The organism is Streptomyces sp. NPDC059169 (genome assembly GCF_042755225.1).
Lineage (GTDB): Bacteria > Actinomycetota > Actinomycetes > Streptomycetales > Streptomycetaceae > Streptomyces.
In genome coordinates this window covers 15,759-34,714 of sequence record NZ_JBHZCF010000031.1, presented here as the reverse complement: position 1 = coordinate 34,714, position 18,956 = coordinate 15,759, and the positions used below count along the sequence as shown (strand labels likewise).

The following is an 18,956-nucleotide window of genomic DNA, read 5'->3' as shown; positions in this document are numbered from 1 at the left end:
CCCGCCGGATGCCCCATACGCCCTATCCACCCCTTATCGACAGGACAGGATGGACGATACGAGCGGTATATCTCCGCACCGTCACCCACCCACACGGCCCGAATTCGACCCGGCCAGTTTGTTCAGCGAGAAAACATGGCCTCTGACCTGCGGAAACGTGGAGCGGCAGACGAGTCGGGCTATACGCCGGGGAGAATCACCGCAGCGCTACCACCTGCGCAAACATGCAGGATGGCCCCCTCCGCGGCTACTTTGATGGCTACTTACGTTTCCCGCCCTCGCTCCATGCCTTCGTGGTGGCGCCTCTGGCACAGCAACGAGGGGTCATGACGCAGACGCGCCAGCCCAACCCGGGAGCGTCCAACATGTGGACACGACCCGTGACGTGCATCACATCCCCATAGTCATCAGTGTTACAGGTGAGCATTTCCGTGCAAGGCGCTACCGGGAACTCGGAGCACCGAGCTACGCAGGCTGCATTTCACCTCGACGGTCTACCGCCAGGCATCGGCTCACGTTTGGCCAAACGACAGACGGATTACTTCCGATCCGCCCCCAAAGGAGGCCAACGGCTCTGCCCTGGGGCACGCCCAATGACGGGACAAGGTCACGATATCCGAGCGGCAACCACCCTCGGAGAGCGCAGGGTTACCCCTCCCCAAACGCCAAGTGGGCGGAAACGCGGGGCGGCTTAGACTACCGGGCCTTCGGTCGAACCGGAATTGACACCCAAGTCGCATACCCGTCGTCATCGCCGCGATACTGGCCGATGTCGTCGACCAGGCGGTGGACGATGAACAGCCCCGGCTCCTCCTCCGGGTCAGGCAGCGTTTGATCCATCTCCCCGACGGCGAGCAGGACGTGCTCCCCGTCGTACGAGACCCGGCCGCTCAGATCGATGCTGGCACGGTGCCGGGCGGTGATGTCGACGAGTTCGGTCAGCACAGCGAGCGTCGCTTCCCCGACAACGTTGGCATTGGGCGCGCCGGCGAGTAGCGCTGGCAACACCTTCGCAACGAAACCGCGGGCGCGGCGCACGCTCTGGACGGAGGTGTGCTCGGGGCCGAGACGGAACTCGATCGAGTTCTCAAGGTCGGGCAAGCCCAGCGGTGCGGCAGCACCCGGCCTGACTGCATCGAACAGCAGTCTGGAGGCCCAGAGTTGAGGCATGGCGTCGGAGATCGTCACAGTTGACCGTCCCGTCGGATATCTCGTGGGCGAATGTTAGTTCGATTTACCTGAACGCGCAGGTTGGCATCCTGTGACATGGAGAGAGGGCCCATCGCCCTCCCGTGCGACCGCGAGCAGAGCGGGCACCTGCGGGCCGAGCGTGGGGGATCCGATGCGGTCCACCGCCCAGGATCTCTCATGCCTGCTGGTCTCTCCTCAGTAGTGTGCTCTTCCGGGAATCGACCGCACGACGAGCCGGTGACGCCCAGCAACCTCCCGGAAGGCAGGCCCGGTGAGCCCCACGGGCCCATGACCCAGAAGCGGAATGTGTGCACGCTGCGCACAATCTGTGATCATGCCTTCGACGCCTACCTGTGTCAACTAAAGTACACAGAGACAAGATCGAAGAGAGCGAGACGGTACGTGGTTGAGTGCAGTCATCGGCCGGACGGCTTCCCGGCCATGCCCGGCAAGACGGGTGCGCGGTGAGCCCCAACCCTCCGTCGCTGGCAGACAAGCTCAAGGCCCTCATGACCAGCCGACGGGACACCAACGGCCGGGCACACACTTCACGGTCACTGTCCGCCTCTGTCGACGCGCTTCCCGGCAATCACGTATCGGTCTCCCACGCCGCTGTCGCCAAACTGGCCAACGGGTCACAGGACAACCCGACCGTCGGGACGATCATGGCCCTGTGCGAAGCTCTGGGCGGCGTACCGCCCGCACACCTGCTTCCTTACGACAGCTACGACGACCTTGACGCGCTGGAGGCCTTCGAGGATCCGTCTGCCCGCCGTGTCCTAGCTCTCCTAAACGGGTTGCCCGACAGTGAGTTGCGGAATGTCATTGCAGACTTGGAGCGCAGACGCGCCGACCTCGGCATGGCACCGGTACCGCACAGAGAGGCCGCCGAGAAACCGGGCCGACGTCAACGACGGCGCACTAAAGACGAGGCCGCCCAGTACGCGGCCGATGCATTGGAAGGGCTCTAAGTGGACGGCATAGTCTTCGGGATATGCACTGTGGCCGGCTTGTTGGTCACCGCTCTCTGCACCAGGAGAGCTGTCGGCAACCCGCGCGTGTCGACCTGGTCTATCGCCGCCGCCTTCGGCGTCTGCACCCTCGGCGTCTTCTTCGCCGTCCCCGTGGTCGCCCAGGCAGCGGAGGACGCAACCGGTGTGGCCAACGCCGGCAAGCTGATTGCCCACATCTGCGCGATCCTTTGGTGCGCCGCTCTCCAGATCACGATGGTGGACCTGGCCTACCGTTCCGAGTACCTGCGCGCCGCGATGTTCCAGCGGGCCTTCGCTGCCATGGTGGAGCTGGCGATCATGGTGCCGCTTTTCCTGGCGACGAACGAGCCGGACATGGAGTTCACCACCGCGTATGTCCACAACGAATCGGTGGCTGCATACCTGCTGATCTACCTGTCGTACGTCATGGTCACCTGCGGCGAGTTGGCCTTTATGTGCGGAAGGACCGCGCAGCGCAACTGGGGCATCCGACCTTGGAGCGGTGCCGGCTACGCGCTGTCCTCCATGGCCGCGACGCTCGGCATGGCGTACACCGTGTCCAAGGGCTCCTACATCATCTTCTACGTCCTCGGCGACCCGTGGTCGCTGGACGTCGAGGAGGTTGTGAGCCCCTCGTTGAGTGCCCTGGCCGTGCTGTTCCTCTTCCTGGGCTTGACGCTTCCCATGGTGGGCGCGCTGCGTGAGCGGGTTCGCCAGCGGAAGGAACTAGCCGATAGCTGAGGCTGCCTCAACATGAACGTGGGCCGCCTGCAACCCGCATATGGCCCACGTTCAGGTTGAGGCGGTCGGCGGCCAGAGAAACGGATGGCCGCAGAACGCGCAGATCCGCGGCGCCTGTGGCGTCAGAACAGACCGGATTGCCCGGCGTCCTCGAGGGCCCGTCGCTGCTCCTCAGCGCGTTGCTGCGTCTCCTGCTGCCGCATGAGAGCCGCGAGTTGTGCCTGACGTGCTCCCTGGGCCGTTTTGCGGGCCTGCAGCTCCGCGGACGTCGCCCACCGCACCAACAGCTCGTGGTCGGCGAGCCCGGCCGCGTCGCCGTCGACGTGGCACTTCACGTACGGCTGTTCCAGTCGGTGACGGGCCTCGCGCATGGTGGTGAACCAGTCCGGTCCGTACGCTCCGACGATGACGAGCAACGCCCCGGTTGCGTTGACGTGCTGTCGGGCGGCGAACCCGTCGGTCTCGTGCCGGGCGGGGTGGTCGGCCTTCTGTGTGGCCTCGCCGAGCTCGAGGTCGATGAGCCCGCCTTCGACGAGGTGACGGCGGATCGTGCTGACGCGGGTGGCACGGGGCATGGGGGCGGTTCCTTCCTTCGGGACGGGGCCGGTGCTCTCCGGCCCCAGGTGCAGACGGACGGGCCGCCCACGGCGCCGCTCCCGGGCTGGGGCGGGCCGTGGACGGCTCGGAGGGGCCTACTTGGACGCGCGGGCCTCGATGACGCCGAGGACGTCGGGAGACCGCCGAACTGCCTGCCGTCCCAGCTCCCGCACCATGCGGATGCCAAGGGCATCGGCGACCTGACGAATGGTGGTGTCGTCGAACATACCCAGCTCCGGCCAGTCGGCCTTGGCGGCGGCGATCTGCTCGTCGGTGAGGCGGTCGATGGTCCACGCCTCAGGGGCGGTGCTGTCGATGACCCGGCACTGAGACATCTCCGCGTCGATCGTGGCGAAGTCCTCCACGATCTTCGCGGCGATGTCGTCTCGCTCCTCCATCAGCTCGACGTCCCACGCGAGTCCCTTGCCCTTGCGCTCCTCGGAGGAGTGCCGCGCGAGGCTGGTCTTCCACGCCTCGGTGTTCGTGCGCAGGTTGGCGAGCGGGGTGTTCAGGTCGGGCTTCTGGTACATGGTGGTGTCCCTTCGTTCGGGTCGGTGGCGGGGTGCTCTCCCCGCCGGTGGGCCCGGGGCGCCCGTGGTGGACGCCCCGGAAATCTGGTGGATCAGGCGGTCAGCGTCAGGAGCTGCCGGTGATCGGGGAGGGAGTTCAGGAGACGGTTCCGCCACGCCATGGCGTACCGCGGGCAGTTGCCGCAGTGCTTGTGCGTGCACCCGGGCATCGGGGCCCGCTTGGTGGCGTTCAGGCTCCACGCGAGGGAGTCGGAGGAGTAGAGCAGGTGGGCGGCCTCACGGAGACCGGTGACCTTGAAGCCGAACCCGTGGAGGCGAATGCCCATGGACCACAGCGTCTCGATGATCCGTACCGCCTCGTCCGTGGTCTGCCGACGGCACACGGAGCCGATGCCGACGACCGTCTCAAGGGTGAGGTCCACACCGGCCCGCTCGTACAGGTCCACACAGCGCAGGTAGTCGTCGAGGTTGAAGCCCTGGAGGACGGGCATCCACGGGAGATCGGCGTCCAGCGTCATGAGGTTGAGGAAGGACGCCACGGTCTTGTACTGGTGGCGCTCCACCGTCAGGCCGGTCTTCGCCAGGATCTCGTCCTCGCACATCCAGTCCTGAATCGCACAGACGTCCATCATCCCGATCTCGTCGTAGTACCGGCGCGCGGCCGCGGCGTACTCGTACGGGGTGACGGTCCACTGGCCGTACTTCGACAGCTCCGTGAAGCCGCCGCTGTCGAGCATCCACGGGGTGACGGAGCGCGGCAGGGTCTTGCGGCCGGAGAGGCGGTGGTTCGCGACGCAGAGCGGGACGCAGTCCTCGCCGAACTCCGGCCGGGCGAGCCACGACGGCTGATGCGCGCCCAGGTACGTCACCCGGTCAACGTCGTCGTACGAGCGACGCCCGGGGTTCTTCGGGGCTGCCGGTCGCATGGCTGCACTGTTCTCGGCGGACGCCGGAAGGTCGAAGAGGACGGCAGAAGACATGCGGGATTCCTTCGTTCGGGACTCGTCGGCGGTGCTCTCCGCCAACACTCCAGATAGTACAGCAATGAGACTCGCGGGGAAGGGGCAACCCACAGAAAAGCGGGGACCACCCGGCCGGGCGGCCCCCGCAGCACCGCCGCGCTCAGCTCTCCTCGGCGCCGGCCTGCCGGTGCGCCTGCACCTTGCGGACCAGGTTGGCCATCTGCCACGGCGCCATGCCCATGTGCGCCAAGGTCGCCACCATCCCGCCCAGGGCACGCAGTTCGGGCCGCTTCTCCAGCTCCGCCGCGACCTGCTCCTCGGACAGCTCCCGGCCGATGCTCCACTCCTTCGGCGCACGCCGATCCGCCGTCGCCCGCTGGTCGAACTCGGCAAACCGCTCCGCCAACTCGTAGCCCGCGGTCGCGCGCTCCTCGAGGGCCTTCACCTGCTCCCAGGTCTCCGCCCCGGGCGTCATCGGCTTCACCACCGCGGCGGCGAGCCCGCGCAGCGCCTCAAGGTCGTCGTCCAGGGTCGGGGCGGGCTTCCTGTCGGTCATCGTGTTCCTTCGGTCGTCGGAGCGGTCGGCCGCGGTGGTCGTGGGGACCTGGGGCGCAGGGCGGATCTGCTCGGCCGGCGCGGGCCGGTCCCTGCATGCGGCGTAGCTGAGGTGGCTGTCCACCGGCAGTACGTAGACGGTGCCGTTGGCGAGCGGCCAGCCGAGGATCGCCACGGGCCGGGCGGGCTCCCCCTCCTCCCGCTTCCACATCGCCCGGGAGCCCACGGGGTGGCGCTCGGCGAACTCGGGAGCTGTCAGCGGCATGCCGACCAGTCTCCGGCCGCGCTCGGTGATGCGCAGGGAGTTTCCACGCTCCCATCGGTCCGCGACCGGCACGGGGCGGCCGTCGTCGTCCTGGAGAACGGCAAGACCGTCGCGGACCAGAGCGAGCATGTCACTGTGCCCGGTCGTGCCCGGCAAGCTGCCCGTCTCAGGGTTGGCCCGTGCCAGAAGGGAGAAGCGGCCCAGCGGCGCAAGCGCGGCGCGACCCTCGGCGGTGAGAAACCGGCCCCCGGCCGCCGCATCGGTGCGCGCCCAGGACTCCGGAATGTTGTTCAGTACGCGCTTATTGGCGCCGTCGGGCAGTCGGCCGTCCGCGTCGACGGCGGCGAGCATCACCCGGCGCTGCCCCTGCGTAAGCTTGTCGGTGGTGTAGTCGGTGATGGTGAACACGGACACGGGTCTTCTCTCCGGGATCGAGGGGGAACGGCGGGGCCGGGGCGCATTGGGCACCCCGACCGGACAGGCGGCTACGGGTGCCGCGGGCGGCCCATGCGCTCCTCGCGGGGGAGCATCGAGCGGTCGACCGGCGGGCGGGGCACCGGACGGCCGTACGCCCCGAAGCGCAGCGCGGACTCCCCCCGCTCCACGCGCGCCTTGAGCCACGGCGCGGAGCGGCGCTCCCCGTACCGGTACGAGCGGGCGAGGCAGGCACGGGCGGCGCCGACGGTGGTGCTCGTCGACCGGATGCTCGCGGGGCGGGGCCGGCGGTCGGTCCAGCGGGGAGAGCGGGCCTTGCGGGCACGGTGGGCGCGAATCGTGGCGTGCATGGTGAAGTCCTCGAGGTCAGTGGGGTGGGCAGAACGGGGGCAGCGCACGGCCGGGACGTGGTGTGGGTGCGCCCCGGCCGCGGGGGAGCTGCTACGCGGCGGCGCGGGCCTGCCGGGCGGCGTGCGACTCGGCGCAGCCTCCGCACGTGGGGAGGCCGAGGATCATCCAGGTGTCGGGGCGCCGGATCTCCCCGTTGTGCCGGTACCAGGAGGCGAGCTGCCACTCCTGCCCGCACAGGGTGCGGCGGCCCAGCTTCTTGGGGTTGGGCAGGTGCCGGGTCCTCGCGGAGTGCGTACGGACGTAGACCGGCTCACCCGTCTCCGGGTCGGGCCCGGGGTGCTCGCCCTCGTCCCACTCCAGCGCGGCTGCCCAGCACGCCGTCACGGTGCGGGTGCCGTCGTACAGGTATGCGGCGCGACGGGCGACAGAATCACGGCGCACGGTGGGCAGCGCGAAGAACCTGGCCCGCCTCTTGGCGAACCCCGGGGCCTTACTGCCGCCGGGACCGTCCGCCGCGTACAGGTCGGCGATTGCCTCGGCCGCGTCCTCCTTCGAGAGGTAGAAGCCGACGATGCCGCCGCGGTTGCGGCACTTCGAGGACCAGGCGGCGAACCGGCCGCGTGCCAGCTTGGCCGGGGACTCGTCGAAGACGACGCCGATCATCTCGCCGTCCAGCTCCACGTTCAGCTTCATCTCGCCGGGCCGCGGGGAGTCGGGGGTGACGGTGAGGCCGGCGCGCATGGGGCGCTCCTGGGGCTTGGGCTCCTCGGCGGCGACCGGTTCGACGGTGGGCGCCTGCTCGGTGGGCGTCTCGTCCTCGACGACCGTCGCAGCGGTGGCCTCGTACCGCTTGGCGTACGGGTTGGACGACCGGGGCGCCTTCACGGCCTTCTCGTAGGTCTCCTGAGAGCTGTAGCCGAAGTGCACCAACCCCTTGCCCAGGTCGCCCCAGGTGATCCAGCGGATCGGGCGGCCGCCCTTGGTGAAGGTGACTTCCTCGTTGGTCTCGGGGTGAATGGTGCGGTACGTGGTCTTGGTGCGGGCCATGGCGCGGACTCCTGGTGTGCGGAAGAAGGTTGGGGGAGGGTGCCGGGGGGGGGGGGGGGGGACCCCCCCTCCCCCCCACAACCACCCTCCTCACAGCAGACTCAGCGCCTGCTCGATACGGAGCACCAGTGGCGCGGCCGCGACAAAGCCGCCGGCACCCCACCCCAGGGCGGCGGGCAGTCCGACGCCGACTGCTGCCCCGATGATGCCGACCGTGAGCGCAGCGACGATGCCGATGAGAACGGCGATGATCACGGCCATGGTCTTCACCGTGGTCGATACGGGAGAATGCTGTGGGTTCATCGGTGTGCGCCCCCCAGCTTTTCGATCACGTAGTGATCGCTGGGCATGTGTACCTTCATAAGTGGGCCCCCTGGTGGCTCGGAGAAGAGGATCCTGTCTGCCGAATTCCGGGCAAGGTTGCAGGCAGGCAGGGTTCTTGCCGTCGCCGGGGCTATGGCGGTGTCCGTCGTAGCCTCGGCGTTCTCAACTGAAGCACACCGTTCAGGTGGTTCGGCTGGTGGCGCGACAGGGGGCGCACCATGCGGTCCCGCTGGACCGAAACACCTGATGTACCCGTGATAGGCGAGTTAGAGCTTTGAGCGGCCTTTACCGAAAATCACCGTGAGAACAGATCCAGGTGTGGCGTATGCGTCACATCAAGAAGACATTGAAGCAAGCCCGGAGCATGACTGCGGGAACCGACGGACAGCGGCTCTGATCACGGCGTTCACCAGTCTCGGTCACTGCATCCGCGCGGGAATACATCACACAGGAAAGCATGCTCCACAGGCTCGTGCTGTATTGCGCCCCTTCATGCTTGTGTGCGCCTGCCGTGCAATTCGCGGATCTCCAGAAACTCTCCGGCGGGTGCCGGCGCCCCGGCCACAGCCCCACATGCCACTTCAGACCACGGCACGCCGACAGGCCAGTGCGGGCCGCGGCGACGGGCCCGTCCCGCGCGCAGGCCCTGTCGCGGACGGTACCGAGCAACCCTGACGCAGGAGGCGAGCGAGGGCCCTGCCTCTGCCAGAGCGCCGCGAACTCGACGAACGCGGTGCGTCCTCCCTGACAGCCTCGGCCGGGGCACCCGCTGTGTCGGGTGAGCCTGATGGGCGAGGCAGGGACCCGCGAGCACCGCGTAGCCGAGGCTCAGCTTGTCCGGACGGCAGAGTTGGCGCTCTGGTCTCGCTGGGACGTGCGCAGGGCCCCGGCAGGCATGCGTCTGCCGCAGGGCCCTGCCTTGGGTGCCACCCCTGTCAGAGTGCCGCGAAGTGGACGAACGCGGTCCACGCCGTGGGGTTTACGGCGAGTGCGGCTCGGGTGGTGTCTTTTGAGTCGCGGACGTGGACCGTGACGCGGGTGGTGGCGACTTCGACACACTGACCTCCCTCAGCCCCGCTGTAGCTGCTCTTGGCCCAGACAAGCGCAGGCGCGGGACCGCGCGTTGCTTCAGCGTTCATCTCTCTCCCAACAGCTTCTCGATGAAGGCCAGGGACTCACTCGGCGTAAGTGCCTGCGCTCGGATAATCCCATAGCGTGCGGACAGCGCCTGGACCGCTTCTCGCTCCGTGACCAATGTGCTCCGACCTTGAGCCTCCATGTAGCCAACCTGTTGGCCCTGCCTTGGCGTCAGCAAGGTGAACGCGCCATCCACACCAGCATTGTCCTGGCGGTCGAGCGGCATCACCTGAAGCTCGACGTTCCGCTTCTGGCCAAGCAAGAGCAGCTGCTCAAGCTGTCCGCGCCATACCTGCTCACCGCCAAGCGGTCGCTGCACGACCGGCTCCTCCATGACGAAGCTCAGCAACGGGGCGGGCCACCTGCCGAAGATGCCCTGTCGCGCGATCCGTGCTGCAACGCGCTGCTCAATGGTCGCCTCGTCGAGCAGTGGGCGCCGCATCCCCAGCAGAGCCCGCGTGTACTCCTCCGTCTGCAAAAGGCCGTTGACCACGTGGGTGTCGTAGACATAGAGCTCGACCGCCTCGGCCTCCAACTTGGCCGCATCCCGGAAGAACGCCGGATACTGAGCCCGAGCGACCTCCTCCTTACTCGCGCACAACACCTGTCCCGCCCCCAGCACTTCATCCGCCTGGTCGATGAACCTCGGCGGCGGAATACGTCTCCCCTGCTCAAACGCCGCGATGGTCGAGGCCGAGTACCCGGTCAGCGAACCGAACTTCGCGCGGTCCATCCCGGCCCGTTCCCGGAACAGCTTCAGCTGTCGCCCGAACACGCACAGAAAGCCCGTCCCGACCTCGTACTCCGGCTGCTGAACCTCGTCGTCCACGCCGCAGCTCCTCCCGTACGACCACCACAGCCACCGATCCTGAGCCAACGCGCGGTCACAGGACCCGGTCACGCGCCGCGCCGCACACAAGCGCACCGCCCACGTGTACAGCCCGTACCCGTCAGCGCATCGCTCCTGTTCAACGCTACGCAGAGTCCTGGACCGTTGACCCCATGAAGTCCGCAACTCCCCCGAACGGGCATATGCCGCAGCACCCCGCACCCGACCGCGAGTTCAGCATGCGCTTCACGTCAACGCCGCGCGGTGCCCGCCTCGCCCGTCGGCTCGTTTCACACCGCCTGAACGACTGGGGCCACCCATACACGACTTCGGTCAACGAGACGCTCACCCTCATCACGGCAGAAGTGACCGCCAATGCCGTGCGGCACGGTCACGTTCCCGGGCGCGACTTCCGCGTCCGACTCACCCTGGCCGAGGGCACCTTCCGCATCGAGGTGACCGACACCCGGACCGAGAAGCAGCCGTCGCCCACGCCCTCGATCCCCGACCCGCTGTCCGAGTCCGGCCGCGGCCTGCACCTCGTCGCCGCCCTCGCGGACGACTGGGGCGTCAGCCCGCGCCAGGCGGCACCGGGCAAGACCGTGTGGGCGGAGCTACGCGTGCGGCAACAGGGCCACCCGCACACGCAGCGAGTGGCCCCTGACCCGACGGAGGTCGATCTTCTTCTGGCTACTGCTTCACGGCTGCGCGACGACCTCGGGTCGCAGCCGGCGGACGCCAGCCACGGAGGTCCTCGTCCGTGAGTCCGTGCTCGCCCTGCTTCTGCTGGCGGTAACCGGCAAAGAAGTCCGCGGGGGAACCGCTGTAGAGCATGTCGAACTCGTTGTGCCACTGGCCCAGCCACGGCTGGAGTTCCAGCAGGCCGGCGAGGAACGGCGTGATCTCCTCGGTGGACAGCACGGTGTTGGTGAAGTACGTGGCGAGGGCCTGCGCCTGCTCCCGGTGGTCCCAGCCGGCCCACCCGTACAGCTCGGGGGTGGCGGCGTTGGTCTGCCCGTACGAGATGAACCGCTCCTTGGGCACATCGAGCTTGCCGCGCGCCTTCCAGTAGGAGGGGCGGAGGAAGTCGGCCGAGGTGTACTTCGGCGGCACGGGGATCGAGTCGCGGATCTTCCGCTTTGCGGGCTCGTCAGGCGCGGCATCCTCCTTGCGCTGGAGGTCCCACACCTCTTCCCAGTCGGCGCGCTTCTTCAGGCCGGAGGGCTTGTAGCGCAAGGCGGAGAGGAACGGCACGTGCTCGTCGGTGATCAGCTCGGCGACGACCTTCGCGAGTTCCTTGCGGGGCGCATAGAGCTTGGCGACGGAGACGAAGTCCTCGTCACGGGAGAGCGCGTCGGTGAGGCGAGCCAAGGTGAGGATGGTGGGCTGACCGTTCTCATCAAACCAGTGGCCCCGGTTCTCCATCCGGTCGAGCAGCCAGGAGCGCAGTGCCTTCTCCTGGAGGGAGGCCCAACCTTCCGTCTTCCAACGACGCTTGTGCTCCGGCCGCTCCAGAGTCCGGATGGCCCGTGACTGCTCCATCGCATTGATTCGCTTACTTACAACGGCCTTGTAGGGCTCAGGCCAGTGGGCGGGAAGCTCCGTAGTCGGCGTGGAGCCATGACGCCGAAACCACTCGTCGGTCGCCTCACCGGCAGCCACCCGCCGTGCCAGCACAATCTCGAACGCCCGCTCTCCCAGGGAGAGTTCAGGGAGGGAGTTCGCAGGCGCGCACAGCTCCTCGGCGTGCAGGGCGTACAGGGAATAGACCTGCCAGTCCAACTCCTCCTGGCGGGCGATCATCTGGGCCCGCAGGGATTCCCAACGGGCCCTTGCATCGCGGAGAGCGGAAACCGTGGGAGTCTCATTCTCGACAAGGGCAAAGGGGGAAGCGGTGGCCAACTGCTGGGCGAGCGCATCGAGGGCGGTGGCGAGCGCCATCGGGTAGCTGGCAGGTAGCGGAAACTCTTGGAGCTTCGTGCCAGTGAACTCGAACGAGTTCTTCCACGCCTCGCTACCCATGGCTGAGTACCCGGCGTCGACCCGTGCACCGCCACCCTCGCCCTTGTTGTGAGATACCTGCTGAAGCCAAAAACAGGCCGTCGAACTATTTAGAAGTCCAAGCAACCGCAGGTGCTCCTCCTCACTCGCCCCTTCCCGCAGCTTGATCACCGGCGCGTGACGGTTAAACACGCTGCCTCCGCGATCCAATACGAAGTGGTTGTGAGTCGCCACGAACGCAAACATGATGGACAGAGGGGTCTTGTAAGCCGACGCAGTGTACTGCATATAGTCCCACCACTTCAGCCCCGCTTCCGCCATGTCTCCTTGGAAGGTACTCCGCGCCTCAAGCAGTCGGCGCATCGGCCAAAGTTCGGAAGCAAGACTCGCGACGTCGAAACCTGGCACATACGGGAACCAGATTGCCTCGTCAGGTTGAGAAGCCCAGTCCCGAACCACATCGCCCGTGAGAAACGGCAGCAGACCCCGACGATCGGCGTGAGTCTGATACGTAGCTCGGAGAGGCCGAAGAAACGCCCCGTCAGCACCAACGCGAACAGCCCGCCCGATCGGAGGTTCGATGACCGACTTCAGTACTTGGCTGCTTGCTTGCCCAAGTTGATCGACCATCTCCAGTCCGCCGTCGGCCAGAATCCAAGGCTGCTTACCGAAGTACTTCTTGCGGTCCAGGTCGTCCACGGATACCCACTGGCTTACCGAACCCGGCATGTCAATCTGTTCGACAATCGCTCGCCACACCAATCCCGCCTCAGCATTCTCTGGTGCAGCAGGCTCTCCCTGCACGCCGCGAACAGTCCGGATAACTGGCGATCGGTCACTCCCACCCCGCTGTTTGCCGACCAGGATGACCGTGGGCGTTCCGTGTCCCGGAATGTAAGCACCTGACGTGTCGATGACCTCAGTGAGCTCAACCGCATGCCCGAAAAAGCCCTCGATGAGCTTCGTCCCAAACTCCCGCTTCATGAAGGAGTTAGCGGTGATCTGCCCAGTCATGCCGTAGCCTTGTCCGTCTGAATCTCCGCGCTTGGCCAATTCGAAAAAGCGCTGGGCGAATGGAACCGACAGCGCGTATGTACCCGCGCAAGCCGGGTACAGTTCCCGATACAACTCGTTGAGCTTCTTGTCCTTCACTGTGATGTAGGGCGGATTCCCCACCACAACATGATATCGACCCGGCCGCAGGATCTCCGGGTGATCGTGCACGTCCTCCGTGGCGTACTGAAACTCGGCCAATTCGTCCACCAAGTCTTCGTCCACGGCTCCGAACAGGTCACCCTGCTGAGCGCGACGGGACTTGATCAGCGAATCCCCCACCGCCAGATTAACCGGCCACTCGTACTTCGCAGCCTCCCCCAGCGCCTGCACTCCACCCGCCGCCATAGCCGCAACCAGCAACCGGAATCGAGCAATAGCCACCGCGAACGGATTGATATCCACCCCGTGCACCGAGTCAAGCGCAGCCCTCACCCGCTCATGCACATCACGCCCAGGCTGCCCCTCCCCCCACAGCCGCACCAGCCGCCGGAACGCCCCCAGCACAAAGTGCCCCGACCCACACGTGGGGTCGATCATCTTCAGTTCCTCGTACCCGAACTCCCGCACCGCCGGGTTCATCGTCCGGTCGAGGATGAACTCCTCCACGAACTCCGGCGTCTGGAGCAGCGCATACGTCTTCCGCGCCGCCTCGCTCAGGTCCTGGTACAGATCCCCCAGGAACCGCGTATCCCACCCCTCCGTACCGTCCTCGTTTAGCGGGTCGGTGAAGTCGTGGACGAGGACTCCCGCCTCGTCCCTCCCCCGCCAGAACTCGACCAGATCCCGCGCACCGTCGTGCGACAGCGGAACCTGGTACAGCGGGTTGTGCCGCTTGTCGAAGAGCAGCCGGCCCGCCTGCCCCTGTCCCAGCTCCTCGAACGCCTTCTCCAGCCACCCCCGGTACGTCGGGTCCTCGTCCGACTCCACATACGCGTCGTACCGGGACTCCGCCAGCTCCCGCCGGTCATCGTCCGGCCCCGTCAGATACGGCTCCGGGATCAGCCGGTTGTCCTCGCAGAACCGCACGAAGACGCTTCCCAGCACCCATGCCACTGCGACCTGCGTGACCCGCTCGTCAAGCCACGCGTTCCACGTCGCCGCCGTGCGCCCCAGCTTGCGCGCCTGGTCGTACTCGGCCCTCAGGCGGGCGCCGACATCCCCCAGCGCCCTCACCTGGCGCCCAAGATCCGTCTCAACCGCCTTGACCTGCTGCTTCAGGTCGTTCAACAGAGCCTTGCGGTCGATCACTTGACGTCTCCCTCGACACCACTGGAACCAACACCTGCAGCACCCCCGCCGGACCCACGGTGGGCATTGCCCACCCATGTGTCCGGAAGCTGAATCCACTCCCCCAGGCCGGCCTGGTACGGCACGGCCACCTGCCCCAGCCGAGGCTCGCGCGTGGGGTCGCTCTGTGGGACCAGGAGCCACAGTCCCCGCCCGCCCCGCCGGGCCGCCGACGCCAGCCGGTCCAGGACGCCCATCGCGTCGTAGCGCGCGAACACCCCGGCCTCCGTCAGCAGCACAGGCCCGGCCCCGCCACCGTTGCCCAGCAGCTCCGCGATCCGGGGCTCCACCGCGCCCCACGCCGTGCGCGCGTACTCCGCGAACCGCACCGCGCCCTTCGAGCCCGGCTCGGCGGCGTCCGCCTTGAGCAGGGTGTCCCAGGTGGGCTTGGTGCCCGGCGTGACCTGCGCGTGCAGAGCCTCCAGGAACAGCTCGGTCACCGAAACCGCTTCCGCGCCCAGCCGTTCGCTGCCCAGCCCGGTCACCGCCTCCCGCACCGACCGCTGCCCGACCGTCAGCACCCGGTACCCGTCCCGCCGGGCCGACGCGAGCAGCCGTTCCTCCGCGCGTACCGCGCCCGCGAGTTGCGGGTCGTCGGCGTACCGCGTCACCGCGCCCGTACGTGTCGACTGCCGCCACGCCCCCGTCGTCAGGTAGCTCGACGCGTCGTCCACCCGTGTCGGCAGGTAGCGCAGCACGCCTTCGCGTTCGTGCATGCTGAGCGACAGTTCGAAGCCGGCGTCGCGCAACGCCTTGGTGAGCGGGCCGCCCGTCGGCAGTTCGTGGTGCGTGCTGCCGCGCCCGTCGGGGACGACCATCTCCGGGAAACGAGCACGGACCCTCTCGTGCACGGCCTCGCCGGTCAGGCCCGGCTGCTGCCCCTCGGGCATTCCGGGGATCCAGCGGACGAGCCCGGCCTGGGTGAGGCGCAGCGCCCTGACCAGCGACAGGTCACGCGGGTAGATCTCCAGGCGCGGCGTGGCAGCGGCGTTCACGGACGCCGCGGCCGCCAGCTCCACCATGCGCCGCTCGTCCCAGTCCACCGCTCCCGGCGGCACCGTCAGCGCGCCCAGCTCGGCCAGCACGGTGGCCGCCGTCGGCAGGGTGTCCAGCCTGGCGAGCCGGTCGGCCGTCTTGCCGAGACGGGTCGCGTACTCCAGCAGACCGGGCGCGGTCGGGGTGTCCGGGCCGTCGTCTTCCCGTACGTCGAGGGCGAGCAGGCCGGCGCCCAGGGACTCGTCGGTCGCCTTGCGGTTGGGCTGGTGCTGGAACTCGGCTTCCTGCGGGAGCAGTTGCTCGACCTCGACCACGGCTCGTACGGCCGCCAGCGCCATCGCGCGCCGCTGCTCGCGCCCCGCGAGGTGCGTGCCGCGCCGGACCGCCAGGGCATCCGCGATCTCCACCGCAGAGGCGACCCGGCCCATGCTCACGAGCAGATCGATGATCTCCTCGCGGAGTGCCCGGACGGCGGGCTCCGCCTTCCAGCGCTTGCGCTCGTCCTTGAGCATCTGCGGGATTCGGCCGTGGCTCAGCCCGAGGCCCTCCGCGACGTCCTTCTGCTTGGGCCAGACCCCGATGTCGGGCAGCACACCGTGCTCGTCGGGCAGGCGCAGCAACAGCCGTACCATCTCGGCCTTGTTGCGGTTGGAGCCGTTGTTGTTGACGGCGGGTACGAAGACGGTGGCGAGAGTGTCGAGGCTGACGGAGCGGAGCATGCGGGGGGGCAGTGCGCCCGCCGAGGCGCCCGTGGCGAGTTCCCCCACGAAGGCCGACTCTGCTGCGGTGAGCTGCTCGAGCTCCTCCTTGGCCTCCGCCCGGGCCTTCGGCGTCAGCGGCGAGACGGGGATCTCGCGCAGTCGCTCGCCCCACTCGCGCTGCCGCTGCTGGACCTCGTTGCGGGTCTTGGCGCCCAGCCCGGGGGCGTTGACGAGCTTGCGGCGGCTGTAGTCGAGCAGTTCACCGACCGTTGTGATGCCCAGGCCGTAGAGGAAGGACTGGGCGGCGGGCGTGAGGCCGGAGACGGTGAGCGGGGTGTCGCGGGTGACCTCGGCAGCGAGGCGGTCGCGCTGCTGCTCGGCGGTCTCCGGCTCGGCGTCCGCGATCCCTCCGGCGGGAACCCCCTCTTCAGTGGCCGCAGTGGTCGCGGCAGCCGGGTGGCGGGAACGGTGGCTGGACGGGACGGTCCGGGAGGCGTCGAGGAAGACCTTGCGCCAGGCGTCCCGCATCGGCTTCAGCTCGGGGAAGCGTTTGCCGGCGTCGCGGTGCAGGGCCTTCTGGAAGAAGGCGACCAGCCCGTCCCGTACGGCCGGGTCGAATGCCTCGGCCGCGATGGTCGGGTACGGCCACTCCTTCGCGTCGGTCATGCGCGGCAGGACACTGCCGTCGCCCCACCTGGGCAGCTCGCCGGAGGCCATCTGGTGCAGGGTGACGGCGACGGCGTACCGCTCGGCGTGCGAGTCGTACGAACCGCGGGTGATGACGTCGACGAAGGGGTCGAGGTAGCCGTCGGTGCCCGCGTTGGTACTCCTCGCCGGGTAGCCGGCGAGGGAGAAGTCGATGAGGACGAGTTCGCGGGTGCGGTTGGGACGGATGCGGATGGCGATGTTGTCGGGCTTGATGTCGCGGTGCCAGACGCCCTCGCCCTCCAGGAAGTCGACGGCTCCGAAGAGGTAGTCGCCGTACGCCTCCAACTGGTCGACCTGGAGGCGGCCGTTCTCGCGGAGCTGGCGGGAGACGGTCTCCTCACGGCGGCGCGGACGGCCGCCGCCCTCGGTGCCCTGTCCGCTGTCGTCGCGCTCGTCGCCGACGTACTCCAGTGCCAGGACCGTACGCCCGCCGATGTGGAGCGGCTCGGGTTCGACGAGGCGGATGATGCCGGAGTGGGGGCGCAGGCGGCCCATGGCCTCGGCCTCGCGAGCCAGGATCTCGCTGCGGCTGTCGGAGAGGGCCACCTTCAGCACGGCCAGCGGGCGGACCTTGCGCTCTTCCGCCTGAAGGTCGCGGACGAGGAAGGCGCGGCTGGTGGAGCCGGTGCCGAGGCGGCGGCGGATCTCCCACCGGCCGGCAAGCACGTCACCGGCGACGGCCTCCAGCGGATCCTTGTCGGCGGCCGTCTCGTCGTCTTCGTCGCCCGGCCTTTCCGTACCGGTGGCCCCCGAAGCCGGGGCGGTGAGGGAGTCCTCGACGACCTCCAGCAGCTCCAGGAACTCGTCCACGCCGGACAGCCGCTGCCCCGGCCGGTAGGCGGTGGCGGCCTGCACCAGTTCGTCCACGTCCTCCGACAGCCCGTCCACCAGGGAGCTGGGGCGCAGCCCCTCCCCCGCCTCCAGGCGGGTCAGCAGCTCGGCCTGGCTGGCGGCCGGGGCCTTGCCGGTGACCAGCAGGTAGGTGAGAACACCGAGCCCGTACACGTCGAGGTGCACCGGGTCGGGGTTGAGGGCGGTGAGCTCCGGAGCAAGGTAGGCGTCGGCGTCATCGGCCACGTGCTGGGCGGACAGCGCGGTCGGCGCGAAGCGGGTCATGCCCTGGGAGGAATCACCGCTGCGATGGGTGGCGATCTGCCAGTCGGAGATCTGGAGCTGCGGGGTGAGCCAGGCGGCCTCCTCCCCCACCGCCCTGCCCTTCCGGCCTCGCGGCCGGGGAACGACGAGCACGGAGCGGGCGGCGAGCGCCCGGTGGTGGATGCGGCTGGAGTGCGCGGAGCGCATGGTCTCGGCGAGTTGGCGGACCAGCGCCATCCGGCCGAGGATGTCCAACTTCTCGCCGTACTGGACCAGGTACTCGTCCAGCTTCAGGGTGTCCGGGTGGTAGTCGAAGATCAGGGCCGGGCCGGCCGCGTGCCCGGAAGGAAAGTACTGCCTGAGCTCGACCACTCCCGGGTGCTTGAAACGGCCCAGCACCGCGGCTTCGCGCCGGGCGGCGTTCTCGACGGACTGCCTCAGCGAGGCGTCGGAGCCGCGCTCGCTGAGGTAGATGCGGACGCGGGCGGCCTCGGGAAGATCGCTGTGGCGGGCGAGGTAGTCCGCCCAGGTGGGCCCGGAGTCGAAGGACTTCCGCTCCAGCTCGTACGGGCCGACCTTGTACTGCGCGTCGCTCTTGCGGATGCCGATCTTCTTGAGGGCCGCCTCGATCTCGCGCGAGCCGATCGCGGTGATGCGGCGCCGCTCGTCACGCGGAGGCTGCCCGAGCATCTCGACCAGTTGGTCGACGGTGTACACACCGTTCTGGTCGTGGGCGGGCAGCCGTACACGGAGGCTGTTGTCCGTGAAGCAGACGGCCTCGGCGACCCAGACCCGCTTGCCTCCGGGCAGCGTGAGCAGATCGGCCAGTTCCTTGGCCTTGCGGTTGACGAGGTGAAGCGGATTGCCGTGCGTACGGCGGCGACCGCCGGGAGCGGTCTGCACCCAGGTACCGTTCTCGGACGTGACCGAGCCGTGCCAATCCTTCAGCTCGATCATGCAGACGCCGCCGGGGGCGACGACCAGCAGGTCCACCTCGCGGACGTGGCCGGTATGGGCGGTGAAGGTGAAGTTCGACCAGGCACGCCAAGGGTCGGAGTCCGGCAATCTCTCCCGAATCGCGTCCAGGCCGCGGCGCTCGTGATCGAACTCGGACTCGGTGACCGTGACCCACCGGCCTTCCCGCATGCCTCTTCCC

The 18,956-nt window shown here is 68.3% G+C and carries 15 protein-coding genes; 3 read left to right on the top strand and 12 right to left on the bottom strand.

The genetic code is table 11. The annotated features are described in order from the left end of the window. Positions 1 to 696: 696 nt before the first annotated feature. Positions 697 to 1,188 (bottom strand): hypothetical protein, encoded by a 492-nt coding sequence (locus tag ACFXOM_RS34900; protein WP_385041477.1) that lies wholly within the window; start codon positions 1,186 to 1,188, stop codon positions 697 to 699. 467 nt (positions 1,189 to 1,655) lie between these two features. On the opposite strand from ACFXOM_RS34900, the gene ACFXOM_RS34895 reads away from it, so the two are divergent. After that, positions 1,656 to 2,162: a hypothetical protein gene (locus tag ACFXOM_RS34895; protein WP_358278683.1), complete on the top strand. Its 507-nt coding sequence runs from the start codon at positions 1,656 to 1,658 to the stop codon at positions 2,160 to 2,162. An 87-nt stretch (positions 2,163 to 2,249) separates the two neighbouring features. Beyond that, positions 2,250 to 2,924: a hypothetical protein gene (locus ACFXOM_RS34890; RefSeq protein ID WP_385041475.1), complete on the top strand. Its 675-nt coding sequence runs from the start codon at positions 2,250 to 2,252 to the stop codon at positions 2,922 to 2,924. Between the two features lie 122 nt (positions 2,925 to 3,046). Here the strand turns inward: ACFXOM_RS34890 and ACFXOM_RS34885 are convergent, their stop codons facing one another. From ACFXOM_RS34885 to ACFXOM_RS34845, 9 genes are all read right to left on the bottom strand, one after another. Next, positions 3,047 to 3,499 (bottom strand): hypothetical protein, encoded by a 453-nt coding sequence (locus ACFXOM_RS34885; RefSeq protein ID WP_385041472.1) that lies wholly within the window; start codon positions 3,497 to 3,499, stop codon positions 3,047 to 3,049. Positions 3,500 to 3,616: 117 nt separating this feature from the next. Beyond that, positions 3,617 to 4,051 carry a hypothetical protein gene (locus tag ACFXOM_RS34880; RefSeq protein ID WP_385041469.1) on the bottom strand — a complete coding sequence of 145 codons (435 nt, stop codon included), beginning with the start codon at positions 4,049 to 4,051 and terminating at the stop codon, positions 3,617 to 3,619. A gap of 92 nt (positions 4,052 to 4,143) precedes the next feature. Beyond that, positions 4,144 to 5,031 (bottom strand): hypothetical protein, encoded by an 888-nt coding sequence (locus ACFXOM_RS34875; RefSeq protein WP_385041466.1) that lies wholly within the window; start codon positions 5,029 to 5,031, stop codon positions 4,144 to 4,146. Positions 5,032 to 5,173: 142 nt separating this feature from the next. Further along, positions 5,174 to 6,247, bottom strand: a complete 1,074-nt coding sequence (locus ACFXOM_RS34870) for a hypothetical protein (RefSeq protein WP_385041464.1) — start codon at positions 6,245 to 6,247, stop codon at positions 5,174 to 5,176. 71 nt (positions 6,248 to 6,318) lie between these two features. Then, positions 6,319 to 6,618 (bottom strand): hypothetical protein, encoded by a 300-nt coding sequence (locus ACFXOM_RS34865; protein ID WP_385041461.1) that lies wholly within the window; start codon positions 6,616 to 6,618, stop codon positions 6,319 to 6,321. A 91-nt stretch (positions 6,619 to 6,709) separates the two neighbouring features. Then, positions 6,710 to 7,666, bottom strand: coding sequence for a hypothetical protein (locus ACFXOM_RS34860; RefSeq protein WP_385041459.1), 957 nt, complete (start codon positions 7,664 to 7,666; stop codon positions 6,710 to 6,712). A gap of 90 nt (positions 7,667 to 7,756) precedes the next feature. Beyond that, entirely contained in the window at positions 7,757 to 7,927 is a 171-nt protein-coding gene (locus ACFXOM_RS34855) for a hypothetical protein (RefSeq protein WP_385041456.1), read from the bottom strand. A gap of 998 nt (positions 7,928 to 8,925) precedes the next feature. Next, complete coding sequence (locus tag ACFXOM_RS34850) at positions 8,926 to 9,129, bottom strand: DUF397 domain-containing protein (RefSeq protein ID WP_385041453.1); 204 nt, start codon at positions 9,127 to 9,129, stop codon at positions 8,926 to 8,928. Continuing rightward, on the bottom strand, positions 9,126 to 9,956 hold the full coding sequence (locus ACFXOM_RS34845; RefSeq protein ID WP_385041450.1) for a helix-turn-helix domain-containing protein: 831 nt from the start codon (positions 9,954 to 9,956) through the stop codon (positions 9,126 to 9,128). The genes ACFXOM_RS34850 and ACFXOM_RS34845 overlap by 4 nt, the downstream gene beginning before the upstream one ends. A gap of 173 nt (positions 9,957 to 10,129) precedes the next feature. On the opposite strand from ACFXOM_RS34845, the gene ACFXOM_RS34840 reads away from it, so the two are divergent. Further along, complete coding sequence (locus tag ACFXOM_RS34840; protein WP_385041447.1) at positions 10,130 to 10,720, top strand: ATP-binding protein; 591 nt, start codon at positions 10,130 to 10,132, stop codon at positions 10,718 to 10,720. On the opposite strand, the gene pglX is transcribed toward ACFXOM_RS34840, so the two are convergent. Next, on the bottom strand, positions 10,647 to 14,261 hold the full coding sequence (pglX, locus tag ACFXOM_RS34835; protein ID WP_385041444.1) for a BREX-2 system adenine-specific DNA-methyltransferase PglX: 3,615 nt from the start codon (positions 14,259 to 14,261) through the stop codon (positions 10,647 to 10,649). The two genes, ACFXOM_RS34840 and pglX, sit on opposite strands and share 74 nt — an antisense overlap. Then, positions 14,258 to 18,946, bottom strand: a complete 4,689-nt coding sequence (gene pglW, locus ACFXOM_RS34830; RefSeq protein ID WP_385041441.1) for a BREX system serine/threonine kinase PglW — start codon at positions 18,944 to 18,946, stop codon at positions 14,258 to 14,260. The genes pglX and pglW overlap by 4 nt, the downstream gene beginning before the upstream one ends. Between the last annotated feature and the right edge of the window lie 10 nt (positions 18,947 to 18,956).

Coding starts and splice junctions, on each gene's coding strand:
- ACFXOM_RS34885 (WP_385041472.1), bottom strand. CDS start 3,499: ATGCCCCGTGCCACCCGCGTCAGCACGATCCGCCGTCACCTCGTCGAA.
- ACFXOM_RS34880 (WP_385041469.1), bottom strand. CDS start 4,051: ATGTACCAGAAGCCCGACCTGAACACCCCGCTCGCCAACCTGCGCACG.
- ACFXOM_RS34875 (WP_385041466.1), bottom strand. CDS start 5,031: ATGTCTTCTGCCGTCCTCTTCGACCTTCCGGCGTCCGCCGAGAACAGT.
- ACFXOM_RS34865 (WP_385041461.1), bottom strand. CDS start 6,618: ATGCACGCCACGATTCGCGCCCACCGTGCCCGCAAGGCCCGCTCTCCC.
- ACFXOM_RS34860 (WP_385041459.1), bottom strand. CDS start 7,666: ATGGCCCGCACCAAGACCACGTACCGCACCATTCACCCCGAGACCAAC.
- ACFXOM_RS34855 (WP_385041456.1), bottom strand. CDS start 7,927: ATGGCCGTGATCATCGCCGTTCTCATCGGCATCGTCGCTGCGCTCACG.
- ACFXOM_RS34850 (WP_385041453.1), bottom strand. CDS start 9,129: ATGAACGCTGAAGCAACGCGCGGTCCCGCGCCTGCGCTTGTCTGGGCC.
- ACFXOM_RS34840 (WP_385041447.1), top strand. CDS start 10,130: ATGAAGTCCGCAACTCCCCCGAACGGGCATATGCCGCAGCACCCCGCA.
- pglW (WP_385041441.1), bottom strand. CDS start 18,946: ATGCGGGAAGGCCGGTGGGTCACGGTCACCGAGTCCGAGTTCGATCAC.